Source organism: Pseudovibrio sp. POLY-S9, assembly GCF_001431305.1.
In the GTDB taxonomy this organism is placed as follows: domain Bacteria; phylum Pseudomonadota; class Alphaproteobacteria; order Rhizobiales; family Stappiaceae; genus Pseudovibrio.
Genome location: NZ_LCWX01000178.1, coordinates 13845 through 27092, shown reverse-complemented (window position 1 = coordinate 27092; position 13248 = coordinate 13845). Strand labels below are relative to the sequence as shown.

13 protein-coding genes and 2 pseudogenes are annotated in these 13248 nt (G+C 52.9%); 6 read left to right on the top strand and 9 right to left on the bottom strand.

The genetic code is table 11. From position 1 onward, the window contains the following. Positions 1-354: pseudogene (locus PPL9_RS33470) on the top strand (epimerase); the annotation flags it as partial. Beyond that, a complete protein-coding gene (locus PPL9_RS18065; protein ID WP_057464001.1) occupies positions 354-1124 on the top strand; it encodes an SDR family NAD(P)-dependent oxidoreductase in 771 nt (256 codons plus the stop codon). The pseudogene PPL9_RS33470 and the gene PPL9_RS18065, both read left to right, overlap by 1 nt. Positions 1125-1137: 13 nt before the next feature. Here the strand turns inward: PPL9_RS18065 and PPL9_RS18060 are convergent, their stop codons facing one another. The 6 genes from PPL9_RS18060 to PPL9_RS18035 form a co-directional block, all read right to left on the bottom strand. Further along, positions 1138-2535, bottom strand: coding sequence for a glutamine synthetase family protein (locus PPL9_RS18060; RefSeq protein ID WP_057464000.1), 1398 nt, complete (start codon positions 2533-2535; stop codon positions 1138-1140). A 34-nt stretch (positions 2536-2569) separates the two neighbouring features. Beyond that, a complete protein-coding gene (gene speB / locus PPL9_RS18055) occupies positions 2570-3556 on the bottom strand; it encodes an agmatinase (protein ID WP_057464016.1) in 987 nt (328 codons plus the stop codon). 14 nt (positions 3557-3570) lie between these two features. Then, on the bottom strand, positions 3571-4389 hold the full coding sequence (locus PPL9_RS18050) for an ABC transporter permease (RefSeq protein WP_057463999.1): 819 nt from the start codon (positions 4387-4389) through the stop codon (positions 3571-3573). Next, entirely contained in the window at positions 4386-5342 is a 957-nt protein-coding gene (locus tag PPL9_RS18045) for an ABC transporter permease subunit (RefSeq protein WP_208989464.1), read from the bottom strand. Before PPL9_RS18045 ends, PPL9_RS18050 begins: the two co-directional genes overlap by 4 nt. Positions 5343-5350: 8 nt before the next feature. Further along, positions 5351-6499 carry an ABC transporter ATP-binding protein gene (locus PPL9_RS18040; RefSeq protein WP_057463998.1) on the bottom strand — a complete coding sequence of 383 codons (1149 nt, stop codon included), beginning with the start codon at positions 6497-6499 and terminating at the stop codon, positions 5351-5353. Positions 6500-6589: 90 nt separating this feature from the next. After that, positions 6590-7660, bottom strand: a complete 1071-nt coding sequence (locus PPL9_RS18035; protein ID WP_208989467.1) for a polyamine ABC transporter substrate-binding protein — start codon at positions 7658-7660, stop codon at positions 6590-6592. A 223-nt stretch (positions 7661-7883) separates the two neighbouring features. Between PPL9_RS18035 and PPL9_RS18030 the strand changes: the two genes are divergently transcribed. The 4 genes from PPL9_RS18030 to PPL9_RS18020 all read left to right on the top strand — a co-directional run bounded on the left by PPL9_RS18030 (position 7884) and on the right by PPL9_RS18020 (position 11515). Beyond that, entirely contained in the window at positions 7884-8561 is a 678-nt protein-coding gene (locus tag PPL9_RS18030; protein ID WP_057463996.1) for a GntR family transcriptional regulator, read from the top strand. A 190-nt stretch (positions 8562-8751) separates the two neighbouring features. Then, entirely contained in the window at positions 8752-10143 is a 1392-nt protein-coding gene (locus PPL9_RS18025; protein WP_057463995.1) for an aspartate aminotransferase family protein, read from the top strand. Positions 10144-10166: 23 nt separating this feature from the next. Then, positions 10167-10460, top strand: a complete 294-nt coding sequence (locus PPL9_RS33465) for an FAD-dependent oxidoreductase (protein WP_208989463.1) — start codon at positions 10167-10169, stop codon at positions 10458-10460. Next, positions 10391-11515: an FAD-binding oxidoreductase gene (locus tag PPL9_RS18020; protein WP_208989462.1), complete on the top strand. Its 1125-nt coding sequence runs from the start codon at positions 10391-10393 to the stop codon at positions 11513-11515. Before PPL9_RS33465 ends, PPL9_RS18020 begins: the two co-directional genes overlap by 70 nt. Positions 11516-11539: 24 nt before the next feature. On the opposite strand, the pseudogene PPL9_RS31440 reads toward PPL9_RS18020, so the two are convergent. The 3 genes and pseudogenes from PPL9_RS31440 to PPL9_RS31435 all read right to left on the bottom strand — a co-directional run. After that, positions 11540-11698 (bottom strand): annotated as a pseudogene (locus PPL9_RS31440) (family 1 glycosylhydrolase); the annotation flags it as partial. A gap of 172 nt (positions 11699-11870) precedes the next feature. Beyond that, on the bottom strand, positions 11871-12728 hold the full coding sequence (locus tag PPL9_RS18015) for a sugar kinase (protein WP_057463994.1): 858 nt from the start codon (positions 12726-12728) through the stop codon (positions 11871-11873). Beyond that, positions 12725-13248, bottom strand: a 524-nt coding sequence (locus PPL9_RS31435; protein ID WP_152986747.1) for a TOBE domain-containing protein, incomplete at its 5' end; no start/stop codon positions are given. The genes PPL9_RS31435 and PPL9_RS18015, both read right to left, overlap by 4 nt.

The following is a 13248-nucleotide window of genomic DNA, read 5'->3' as shown; positions in this document are numbered from 1 at the left end:
TCGGACAGCGCGTTTGTGTTTATCTGGACGGAAGATCTTGCGCGCATTCTGTTCCTTGCCGTGACAGAGGCTCCTGAGGGGATTTACAACGTGGCGGGTGATGGAGCGTTGTCGATGCAGCGGTTGGGGCAAATACTCAATAAGCCTGTTCTCAAGTTGCCGTCCTGGTTGTTGAAATTCGTTTTAGGTGTGGCGAAGCCGCTGCGGCTTTCCCGGTATGGACCGGAGCAGGTTCGGTTTTTGCAATACCGGCCTGTGCTGGCCAATGAGCGGTTGAAATCAGTGTTTGGCTATACTCCGGAAAAGACAAGTGCAGAAGTGTTTGAACACTGGCGAGCATCTGTGGGGCTTTGATGAAAACAGCGGTTATTACAGGCGGTGCTGGTGGCTTAGGGCAGGCACTTGCAACCCGGTTGCAGCGCGAGAGCTGGCATACGGTTCTTCTGGATTTGCCCGGTCCGGTACTGGAGGAGCTGCCACAAAATGAGCGACAGAGCATTTATGCCTGCGATTTAACGGATGGGGGTGCGGTTGAGCAGGTTGCTCAGCAGGTTTTAACTCGGCACAACAGCATTGATCTGGTGGTTTATAATGCAGGTATTACGCATATCGGATTGTTTGCGGACATGGACCTGACAGCGCATCGCAAAGTGCTGGATGTGAATTACTTCGGAGCGGTGCATACGGCGCGGGCATTTTTGAAAGCGGTGCGGGCCTCCAGTGGATGCCATCTGGCGATCTCGTCAGTTGCCGGATTCTCACCACTGATTAAACGGACAGCCTATGCGGCCAGCAAGCATGCGCTGGAGGGTTTTTTCGGCTCGTTGCGGTCTGAAGAGAAGTCTTATGGCGTTCATACGTTGATTGCAGCGCCTTCGTTTGTGGCAACCAATGTTGGACGGTCGGAGACACAAGAGAACGGTTTGGCCCGTCCGGGATCGTCAGCAGATGGCGTTGATTATATGAGCGCGGAGCGGGCGGCGGACATCATCTACAAGGCGTATGTGCGCAAGACAGAGATGAAACCGGTTGGCCGTGTTGCCAGTTTGGCGTGGTGGCTCAACCGGTTGTCACCCAAAGCCTATCAGCTGCTGATGGAGCGCAACATCAAGGAACCTTCCTAGGTTTGATGAAATGTCAGACCTTCCTAGCGTAGGTCTGGCATTCAAAACCGGTAATGGTGGTTGCAAACACATCGTATTCAGCTTTCCGGCTGATGCCGTACATGCGATGAAACTCTGCTGTACTCATCCGCTCAGCCGTTTTGCTTTGCGCCCATGTTTGGATCGCTGTCTCCCAGTTTCCTGTCAGGTGGTCGTACTGGGTGAGATCTGCTTCTAGGGTGATTGGAGCGCCGGGATCTCTTCGGTTTTCAAGCCCGTGATGAATGCCTTCAAGGATGGCTGAGACAACCAGGTATGGGTTGGCATCAGCGCCGGAGACGCGGTGCTCCAGCCTTGCGCCTTTGCCATGTGTAGCTGGCACGCGGATAGCTGCGGCGCGGTGATCATACCCCCAACAACAGGTGATTGGGGCATAAGAACCCGGCTGCAGGCGGCGGTAGGAGTTGGCGTGTGGAGCAAACAGGATTTGCATGTCCAGCATAGTGTCCAGCAGGCCCTCTACGGCGTTGCGCAAGGCCGGGTTTGCTTCCTCTGTGCTGCCGCTGAAGATGTTGGTGCCTTTTGTATCCAGCAGACTGGTGTGGACGTGGAAACCGCTGCCGGTCTCTTCTGCGTAGGGTTTTGACATGAACGTGACATCCATGCCGTGCTTGCGGGCAATATGGCGGACAACGCGCTTGAACAGCAGGCAGTGATCCGCAGCTTCCACTGCACTTGGCACGTGAAGCAGGTTGATCTCAAACTGTCCGTGACCAAACTCGGAGGTGGTGGTGTCTGCAGGGATATCCTGAATTTTACAGGCTTGGTTGATCTCCATGAGAATCGGTTCGAATTGAGCCATGATGTCCAGATCATAGATCTGTGAGGCTTCGAGACGCTGGTTGGTGCCGGGAATGTAGGGAGGGAGAGGTAAGCCAGTTGGACCGGATTCCATGTCGACGAAGTAGAACTCCAGCTCTGTGGCGACAACAGGTGTCAGGCCCTTGTTCTGGAATTTCTTCTCAACGGTTTCAAGAACATATCTTGGATCCAGTGGGGTTGGCTTCTGGTCCTTAATCTCGAAAAGAGTGACGAGCACTTGCGCGGTTGGTGCTTTGGCCCATGGCACGCGCTTCAGTGTTCCCGGAATTGGGATGCATATGCCGTCCGGGTCTCCGCGCTCAATGGCAAGGCCAGTTGCCGGCACATCAACGCCCCACACGTCCAGTGCGACGGTGGACAAGGGCAACCGAACACCGCCTTCGGCCAGTTTATCCAGCATTTCTGCTGGCAACCATTTGCCCCTGAGCGGACCACAAAAGCCAGCATAAAGGACCTCGATCTTTTCGAGGTCGGGATGTTGTTTCAGGAAGGCGTCGGCTTCAAGTCGAAACTGTTCCAATTGCGGCTGTACTGCTGTCAGGGTTGGCATGCGAACTCTTCTGGTCGTGATCTGATGTGTTGTTTTATCGGGTGTTCTGATTGAACTGGCTGGCATAGATGCAAAGTAAATCCAAGGCTAAAGTGGCACCGGCCAGTGCTGTGATCTCAGCATGATCGTAGGCTGGTGCGACTTCTACAAGGTCCATACCTTTCAGGTTGATCCCAGCAAGCCCGCGCAGGATCTCTCGTGTCTCTCCGGTGTTCAGACCGCCAACAACTGGTGTTCCTGTTCCCGGTGCAAAGGCTGGATCAAGGCAATCGATGTCGAAGCTGATGTAGCTGGCACTTTTGCCGGTCACCTTATGTATGCGTTCAATCGTGGCCTGTGCTCCATTATTACGGACCCAGTCTGCCGTAATTGTGGTCAGGCCCTGTGTGTTCTCATTGTTGGTTCTGATACCAACTTGTATCGATGTCTGCGGGTTGATGAGACCATCTTTTACTGCTCTGTAGAACATGGTGCCATGGTCAATACGGCTGGAGTTGTCAGTCCATGTGTCGCTGTGTGCATCAAACTGGATGAGGGAGAGTGGTCCGTGTTTTTTTGCGTGCGCTTTGAGCATGGGATAGGTGCAGAAATGATCTCCACCTAGCATGAGCGTTGCCGTACCTGCGTCTAAAATGGCAGAGGCCTGCTGTTCCAGTTCTTCCGGTACGCTCATGGGGTAGCCGGGATCGAAGATGAAATCGCCGTAGTCGACAACAGCAAGGCGGTCGAACGGGTCAAAGGACCAGCCCCATGCGTGGTCCCAGGCCAATATGGAGGAAGCTTGCCTGATTGCTCTTGGGCCGAAGCGGCACCCCGGCCTGTTGCTGACGGACGTGTCAAAGGGGATGCCACAGACCGCGACATCTATCCCCTTAAGGTCCTTGGTGAATCTGCGTCGCATGAAACTGAGCGCTCCGGCATAGCTGGATTCGGCTATGGTCCCATAAGGAGTGGAGCGGGTGTAGGCCAGATCGCCTTTTGAGTATTCATCCAGCGAGGATGGGTGTTTCGTATCAGACACGTATACTTCCTCGATCAAATTGAGCTTATCGCCAGCCGTTCTTCTTTCATGCGCTTGACCTGTGCCTGTTTTATGACCAGCGAAGCGGTGACCACGCCAACGGCAACAACAGCGATGAGAATGGATGACAGGGCATTGATTTCTGGTGAAACGCCAACGCGGACCTGAGAATAGATCTTCATGGGCAGGGTAGTCGCGCCCGGGCCTGAAGCAAAGGAGGCGATGACCAGATCATCCAGGGAAAGCGTGAAGGCCAGCAGCCATGCCGCCAGAATAGCCGGAAAGATGATGGGCAGTGTTACCTGCATGAAGGCGGAAAAACGGGTGCACCCCAGATCAAGGGCAGCTTCTTCCAGACTGCGCTCGAAGGTCACCAAGCGGGCAGAGACGACAACGGCGGCGTAGCACATGGAGAAAGTTATATGTGCCAGTGTAACTGTCCAGAATCCTCGGGTGAAATCCAGCGAGACGAACAGCAGGAGCAATGACAGGCCCGTGATGACCTCTGGCATGACCATTGGCGCGTAGATCATACCTGTGAAGAGCGTTTTGCCGTGGAATGGTCCGGCGCGATTGAGAACAAGTGCGGCCATGGTGCCGAGGACTGTTGCGGCAGATGCAGAGATGAAGCCAACACGGAGTGTGACCCATGCGGCATTGATGAAACTCTCATTGAAGAAGACTGATTGATACCACTTGGTGGAGAAGCCAGCCCAAACGGTGACCAATCTGGATTCGTTGAAAGAGTAGATCATCAGCAGGATGATCGGCAGGTAGAGGAATGCAAAGCCGAGTGTGAGCGTTGTTGTGTTGAACCAGTTGAAGCGGGTCATTGGCTGGCCTCCGCTTGTTTTTCCTGCTGTTTCTGGAACAGGATGATGGGTAGGATCAACATAAGCAGCAGCAGAATTGCGACGGCGGATGCGACTGGCCAGTCTCTGTTGGAGAAGAATTCCACCCAGAGCGTTTTGCCGATCATGATAGTGCTGGACCCGCCCAGAATGTCTGGAATGACAAACTCACCGACAGCAGGGATAAAGACGAGGAAACAGCCTGCCCAAACTCCTGATAATGACAGCGGTAGAGTAATGACCCAAAAGGCTTTGAGAGGCGAACACCCCAGATCTGTTGCTGCTTCCAGCAGTGAGATATCGAGTTTTTCCAGAACTGCGTAGAGTGGCAAGACCATGAAAGGCAGGTAGGAATAAACGATGCCAATGTAGATGGCAGTGTCGGTGTTTAGGATCATCAGGGGCTCGTCAATGACGCCTGTCCAGAGCAGGAAGTAGTTGAGGAAGCCTTCTTTTTTGAGAATGCCGATCCATGCATAAACGCGGATGAGGAAGCTGGTCCAGAAGGGCAGGATCACCAGCATCAGGAGAGTAGCGCGCCACTCTTTCGGGGCTTTGGCCATGGCATAGGCGATAGGATAGCCGATTGCCAAAGTGAGCAGCGTTGAGATGGATGCGATCCTGAGACTGCTCAGGTACGAGTTCAGGTAGAGTGTATCTTCCGTTAGCCAGACATAGTTTTCCAGATCAAACGCCTGAAGCATGGCGAGCAGACCTTGCCAGCCCTCTGAAATGTCGAAGTTTGGAAAGTATGGCGGGCGGGCCAGTATGACATCGGACAAGGAGATCTTCAGTACAATGACGAAGGGCGCGAGGAAGAAGATCAGCAACCAGATATACGGGATCGCTATGAGCAGTCTGCGTCCCCAGCCTGAACTCGGACTGGATGTCTCCTGTATTTCTTCTGAGGGGGAGGTGATATCCGCAACTGCCATCGCTCACCTCACGTTTCCAGAAAGACGCCAACGCCTTTCTCCCAATAGACATAGACGGTGTCCTCCCATGTGATTGGGCGGTCGGCGAGGTGTTTCCTGTTGGAGACCTGTGCTTTCAAAATGGAGCCATTTGAGGCTTTGACGTGATAGGTTGAGATGTTGCCAGTGTAGCCGATGTCCCAGACTTCGCCCTTAATGCAGTTGTCAGCGTTTGCTGGCTTGTCTTTAGATATGCGGAGTTTTTCGGGGCGAACTGCGAGCCAGACGGTCGTTCCTGCTTGAGGACGGAGCTTGGTTGAGATTGCCAAAGGTGTTTCACTTTCAGCCCACGCCAGGCTTGCTGTTTCGCCGGTGGTGACATCTATCTGGCCTTCAATGATGTTAACATCGCCAAGGAAATCAGCAGAATAGCGGGAGTTAGGATACTCGTAGATTTCAGCTGGAGTCGCGACCTGAACGATTTTGCCGTGGTCCATCACGGCGATGCGGCTCGCGACTGTCATAGCCTCTTCCTGATCGTGTGTGACGATGACGAAGGTGAGGCCAAGCTGCTCCTGAATATTCATCAGCTCAAACTGGGTTTGCTCGCGCAACTTCCTGTCTAACGCACCGAGCGGTTCGTCAAGGAGCAGGAGTTTAGGCTTCTTGGCGAGGGAACGAGCAAGAGCAACGCGCTGCTTTTGACCACCCGAAAGCTGGTGTGGTTTGCGTTTGGCAAAAGGTTCCAACTGAACCAGCGACAGCATTTCTTCAACACGTCGCTTGATCTCAACCTTTGCAGTCTTTTCCTGTTTGAGGCCGAAACCGATGTTCTGTTCTACTGTCATATGCGGGAAGAGGGCGTAGGACTGGAACATCATGTTGACGGGCCGCTTGTGTGGCGGTGCTTTCTGCAGGTTGCTCTGTCCAAGCATGATGTTGCCAGCGGTGGGATATTCAAAGCCTGCCAGCATGCGCATCATAGTTGTCTTCCCGCAGCCGGACGGGCCGAGAAGGGCGAAAAACTCGCGCTCATAGATGTTGAGCGTTAAGTCCTCAATGGCAGTGAAGTCGCCAAACCTCTTCGTGACGTTTTCAAAGCGCACCAAAGATTCCTGAGTTGGATCCTCCCAAGGTGCGAATTTGCAGACTGGCTGAGTGTTTACCAGAGTTTCCATCGTGGCCCGCTCCACCCTCTGTTGTTGTCCTGCTTCCAAAGAAACATGGAAGGCGCGCGGACAACTTGAGTTGCCCGCTGCTGCCGATGATTACTGGCCCGACTTCACTGCGGTCCAGGCACGGGTCACAATACGCTGAATTTTCGGAGCGTAAGGCGTTGTGACGTAAAGTTTTTCCATGGTTGCTTCATCTGGATACACGGCGGAATCTTCCAGAACTTCCTGATCCAGATGTTCGTGAGAGGCTTTGTTGCCGTTGGCGTAGACCACGTAGTTGGAAGCCTTTGCGATGACATCCGGGCGCATGATGTAATCGAGGAACATATGTGCTTCTTTGGAGTTGGCTGCATCTGTCGGGATTGCCATCTGATCAAACCACATCAACGCACCTTCCTTTGGAATGATGTAGTTGATGGTGACGCCGTTGTTGGCTTCTGCTGCTCTGTCGCGGGCCTGAAAGACATCACCAGACCAGCCGATAGCTAAGCAGATATCGCCGTTTGCGAGGGCGTTGATGTATTCGGAGCTGTGAAACTTCTGAACGTATGGACGTATGGTCTTGAGGAGTGCAGCAGCTTTTTCAATATCAGCCTTGTTGTGACTGTCAGGGTCTAGCCCGAGGTGGTTGAGTGCTGCGGGGATGAGCTCTGTTGGGGCGTCCAGCATATGAATGCCGCAATCCTGAAACTTGGCGAGTATTTCCGGATTGAAGATGATTTCCCAGCTATCGACCGGTTTGCCGTCCAGACGCTTTGCAGCGGCTTCTACATTGTAGCCGATGCCAGTGGTGCCCCACATGTAGTTGATGGAATAAGCGTTGCCCGGGTCATAGATGGAGGTCCTATCGGAGACGAGCGACCACATGTTCTTCAGGTTCGGGAGGGCGTCTTTATCCAGCTTTTGGAAGACGCCGGCTTGAATTTGACGGGAGAGGAAGCTGCCGGTTGGAACGACTATATCGTAACCAGTGGTGCCTGCGAGCAGCTTGGTGTCCAAAACCTCGTTTGAATCGAAAACGTCGTAATTGACCTTGATACCGGTTTCAACTTCAAAATCTTTCAGAACGCTTTCGTCGATGTAATCAGACCAATTGTAAACGTTGACGGTGCCTTCTGCGTGCGCTGCGCTGGCTGCACATGCAACCATTATTGCGGTCGCCATTGTGCCCGTCAGTCTGGACTTGAAGTTTGAACTCATTTCATCTTCCCCCCTCAAATTTTTGCACAGCATTGGTGCTGGCGTGTCTGGATCCGGCCGTCTCCGTTGTTCTTAATTGTGTGCCTGTTTTGAAAGATGACCACAGAATTCTCAGCTAGGCAATAGTTTGTGATCAAATTATCTTTGCAGCTGGTTCGGGTGCTTCTATAGTTCCTTCATGAGTAAGATGACTTTACAAAGCGCTGTTGTTCCTGATGTGGGGATCCCTGTTCATGAGCAGGTTTACCGGCAATTGAGAGAGCGAATTCTGTTTGGTGGTTTTCTGCCGGGCAAGGCTGTGACCTTGCGTGGGCTGGCTGAGGAACTGGGTGTGAGTGCGATGCCTGTTCGTGAGGCTGTGCGACGTCTCATTGCAGAAAACGCGTTGGAATTACACGGCAATAGGCGTGTTTCTATCCCAGATGTTTGCGAAGATATAATCGATGAAATCTGGTCAGCTCGGCGGTTGTTGGAAGTTGAGCTGGCATCCAAAGCTCTGGTGAATTTGAAAGAAGAAGATATTCAGGTTCTCCAAGGCATTGATGATCAGATTGATGTTGCTCTGGAAACTGGCGATGTGGAAGGGTACATGCGCGGAACCTACGAGTTTCACTTTTATCTTTACTCAAAAAGCCGATCTGAAATTCTTATCAAACTTGTCAAAAATCTATGGGTTCAGTTTGGTCCATTTATGCGCCTGGTCTATGGGCGGTCTGGTACCGCGAATCTGGAAGACCAGCATAAACAGGCATTGGAAGCACTGAAAATGCATGATCAGATTGCTTTAAAGGTTGCCTTGGAAGAGGATATTGCACAGGGCATGGGGTTTATCAGAGAGTCTCTCAGTCTTACTGAGAAGGTTTGATGATCTGCTGTTTTCTCTGGCTGAGTTCATAGAGCCGCAGGCTTTGATGGGTTAGACTGGAGGCATAGGCAGCTAGCGTCTTTATTGAAGTAAAGATTGACTCTCTTACATTTGTGATCACAAAATAATGGGGAGTTTACTTCTATTGCCCGGTTTGTAGGGCGTGCCTCTTTTCGGAAGGACTGACCCCATGGACTATATTGCTAATCTTCCGCCCACTCATGTTCTGCAAGAAAAGGATGCTGCCCACCATCTGCATCCGTTTACAGATACTAAGTCCCTCAACGCCAAGGGGACGCGTGTGATTACGCGGGCTGATGGTGTTTATCTTTGGGATTCTGAGGGCTACAAGATCCTGGATGGAATGGCAGGGCTTTGGTGCGTGAATGTGGGGTATGGCCGCAAAGAGATTATCGAGGCGGTTCACCGGCAAATGCAACAACTGCCTTATTACAATACGTTTTTCCAGAGTTCTCATCCACCTGCGATTGCCCTTGCCGAAAGGATCTCTAATCTGGCGCCGGATCATCTGGACCATGTATTTTTTGCAGGTTCGGGTTCTGAAGCCAATGATACCGTCGTTCGAATGGTACGCCATTACTGGGCCAGTGAAGGCAAACCGACCAAGAAGACGATCATCTCCCGTCATAATGCTTATCACGGCTCTACCATGGCCGGTGCGAGCTTGGGCGGTATGAGTGCGATGCACGCGCAAGGTGGGCTGCCTATTCCTGACATCACTCACATCAACCAGCCTTACTGGTATGGTGAAGGCGGGGATATGGACCCTGCCGAATTTGGCCTGATGCGCGCGCGTGAGCTTGAGGCTGAGATTGATCGTCTTGGCGAAGACAATGTAGCAGCCTTCATCGGAGAGCCCATTCAAGGGGCAGGTGGTGTTGTTATTCCGCCGGAGACCTATTGGCCAGAGATTCAGCGTATCTGCAGTGAACGCAACATCCTGCTGATTGCTGATGAGGTGATTTGCGGGTTTGGGCGTACCGGGAACTGGTTTGGCTCACAGACTTTCAACTTCAAGCCAGATCTGATGCCGATTGCTAAGGGGCTTTCCTCTGGTTATCTGCCGATTGGTGCGGTTGTGGTGAGTGAGAAGGTTGCCAAGGGCTTTATTGAGCATGGCGGCGAGTTCTATCATGGATTTACCTATTCTGCGCATCCGGCAGCTTGCGCAGCAGCGCTCGCGAACCTCGATATCATTGAGAATGAACGGTTACCTGAAAAGGTCGCGAATGATACAGGGCCGTATCTGGCTGAAAAGTGGATAGCTCTTGGCGAGCATCCGCTGGTCGGCGAGGCGCGTATTTGTGGTCTGGTTGGTGCTGTGGAACTTTCACCGGATAAGGCGCGTCGTGCTCGGTTTGAAGCTGAAAAAGGCACGGTTGGGACGATCTGCCGAGATCATTGCTTTGAGAGTGGCTTGGTGATGCGCCATGTTGGCGACAGTATGATCATCTCGCCGCCACTTGTGATTTCGCGCAGTGAGGTGGATGAGTTGATTGAGAAAGCGCATCGTGCGTTGGATCTGACGGCTGCTGATGTTACTGCCCAAGGCATCAAATAGGTTTTGAGGAGGCTCAGGCTCGATTGAGTTTGCATCGCATATTTCAAGAGGATGCATATGGAGAGCAACTGGTTGCCGAGAATTTCTGGCACCGTTCGTTCTCTCCTCAGGCGCTTGGTGTGCCGCTTTCCGATGAACAGTCCTGTGAAGTTGCTGTTGTTGGAGGTGGATACACAGGGCTGTCTGCAGCGTTGAAACTTGCGCAGCAGGGTGTCGATGTTGCGGTGCTGGATGCTCAACATATTGGATGGGGGCTTCTGGTCGCAATGGTGGTTTCTGCTGTCTGGGCGGGACGATTGCAGATGATGCTGACTTGATTGATCGCTATGGGGAAGCGGATGCACGGCGGTATTTTTATGCAGAGCGTGCAGCCATTGATCTGGTTGCAGAGCTGTTGGAACAGAACTCGATTGATGCTGATGTTGTTTCCAAAGGAGAAGCGGTTCTTACACACAAAGCTCGGCGTGTTGATCAGCTGAAAGATACAGCTGCGGACATGCAAAAGCGCTATGGGATCAGCTGCACCTTTCATGACAAAGATGAACTTGCAGAGCTTGGGATGACAGCCTCCGGGCTTTCTTCTGGGCTGACAATTCCAATCGGGTTTGCGCTGCATCCTTACAAATATGCGCTTGGTCTTGCTGAGGCTGTGAAGGCGCAAGGAGGCCGGTTTTATGAACAGACCTCTGTGCTCGGCATTACTCCTGCTGCAGATGGGCAGTATGTCCTGAAAGCAAGAGTGGGCCAGTTGCGTGCGCAAAAAGTACTTTTGGCGACCAATGGCTATTCCTCTGAAAATATGCCGGAGTGGATGGCTGGAAAATATCTTCCTGTACAATCTAACATTTTGATGTCGCGCGTTCTTTCTGATGAGGAATTGAAGCGTCAGGGGTGGTTCTCTAATCAGATGGCCTATGACACCCGGACTTTGCTGCATTACTTCCGTCTGCTCCCGGACAATCGGATGCTTTTTGGTATGCGGGGAAGCGTGAGTGCTACGCCACATGCGCGAGAGCGTATGCGCGCAGCTACACGACGTGACTTTGAGCGGATGTTTCCTGAATGGGCGAAAGTTGAAACGCCAGATTTTTGGTCTGGTCTTGCCTGTCTGACCCATAAACTTGTGCCATTTGCAGGTGCGGTTCCCAATACGCAGGGGCTTTACGCTGCTTTTGGTTATCACGGGAATGGCGTTGCTATGGCCACTTATGCCGGGCAAATGGTGGCAGCTGAGATGCTGGGTGAGGCAATAAGAATGCCTTATCCAAGTTTTATGAAGCAGGCGCCGACAGAGTTTCCTTTCAGGACTATGCGCCGCCATCTGCTTGCTCTCAGCTACACTTGGTTTGAGTTGAAGGACAGATTGCTCTGAGGTTTCCTGCATCTCACTCTGTAGTTGGTTGGAGACCATGGAGTAAAGCCTGCCGCTTTGCTTGATGGTGCGTTTCTTGGTTTCAAAATCAACGTAGATCAGGCCAAAGTGCGGCAGATACCCTTCTGCCCACTCGAAGTTGTCCATGAGTGTCCAGCAGAAATACCCTTTTAACGGTACTCCATGTTCCGTAAAATTTGCGCTGAAAGGGTAGGAGGATACGTTCATCGGTATTTCATTGAGGCGCGCATATGTGCTGCGACTGCAAGTGATGCTGAGGGAAGGTGAAAGCGGGGATAAAAGGGGGAGCTAAGGGGGATAAGGGCCACAGCGTGTGTGACCCTTTTTGTTTGATTTAAGGTGCGCCGCCGACGCGCATGACGGCTGCTGCGCCGCACTTGTTGCCATCTTGCAGGCAGGTCTTGATGTCTGCTCCGCGGAGCCATGAGCTCAGGAAGCCAGCGTTGAAGGCATCGCCGGCGCCAGTCGTGTCGACAACAGGGACGGGATCTGCGGCAACGGTGATCTCGCCGTCAGCTGTGATGGCGGTTGCGCCTGCCTTGCCCTTTTTCACGACTGTGAGCGTCGGGTAGTTGGCTGGTTCTTTCAGGTAACCCAGATGCTCTGCTTCCATCTCGTTTGGCAGGAACAGGTCCACCTGTGCGATGAGGTCCTGAACCTCTCCATTGAGGAGGCAGTTCTGATCCCATGAGCAATCCAGAGAGACCGTCATACCTGCGGCCTTGGCTATCTCCAGAAGTTCTGGAAGTTCCTGCAGCGTTGCCAGCTCACCGATGTGCAGGTGTCTGGCTTTTGACGTGCTGAACGCGTCCAGCATATCTCTTGGGATTGCGGTACCGTTGCGCTTTGTCAGGAAGGCGCGGTCTTCCTGACAGCCGATGACGGCTGTTACCTGAGCCCCGTTTGTGGTGTTGAATGGCGACAGGCTCAGATCGACGCCGCTGCGCTGCATCTTCTCCAAGATCGCAGAGCCAAACGGGCCGCCTGGCATAGAGGCCAGAAGGGTCGTTTTGTGGCCCAATGCGGAAAGGTTGGCAGCGGTGATGAAACCGCCGCCTCCGGGTTCAACTGCCAGTTCTTCGGCGTAGGTTTCTTCGCCTAGTCTTGGCAGTTCGGTGAGCCCAGTAAAGATGAGGTCGCAATAAACCCGTCCCGCACAGACGATTGCCCCATCGGTTTGTTTTGAGGTCACCGGATGGCCTCCCCGGTGTGTGCATCAAACAAGTGAATGGCTTCAGGTGCTGCATGCAGGTTGACTGTGTCGCCAACGGCTGGCGGTGTTCTGCCGGAGGCTTTGGCGATGACTTCCTTTTCGCCCACTTTAACGTAGGCGAGGGTGTCTGTACCGAGTGGTTCGATTACGGAAACTTCGCCGGAAAAGAGGCCTTCGCCTTCCTGAACCAGCAGGGCATCCGGGCGCAGACCAACGGCGACCTTCTGATTTTCGTTGAGCTTGGTGGTTGGTACTTGAACTGAGGTGCCATTGTCCAGAGCGATCGTTTCTCCCTTCACAATGCCATTCAGCATGTTCATGGAAGGTGCGCCGATGAATTGAGCCACAAAGATGTTTGCAGGCTCGTAGAACACTTCGAACGGGGTGCCGACCTGTTGGATGTGACCGTCTTTCATGATCACGATGCGGTCTGCCATTGTCATGGCCTCGACCTGATCGTGGGTCACGAAGATGATGGTGTTGCCAACGCGCTGGTGGA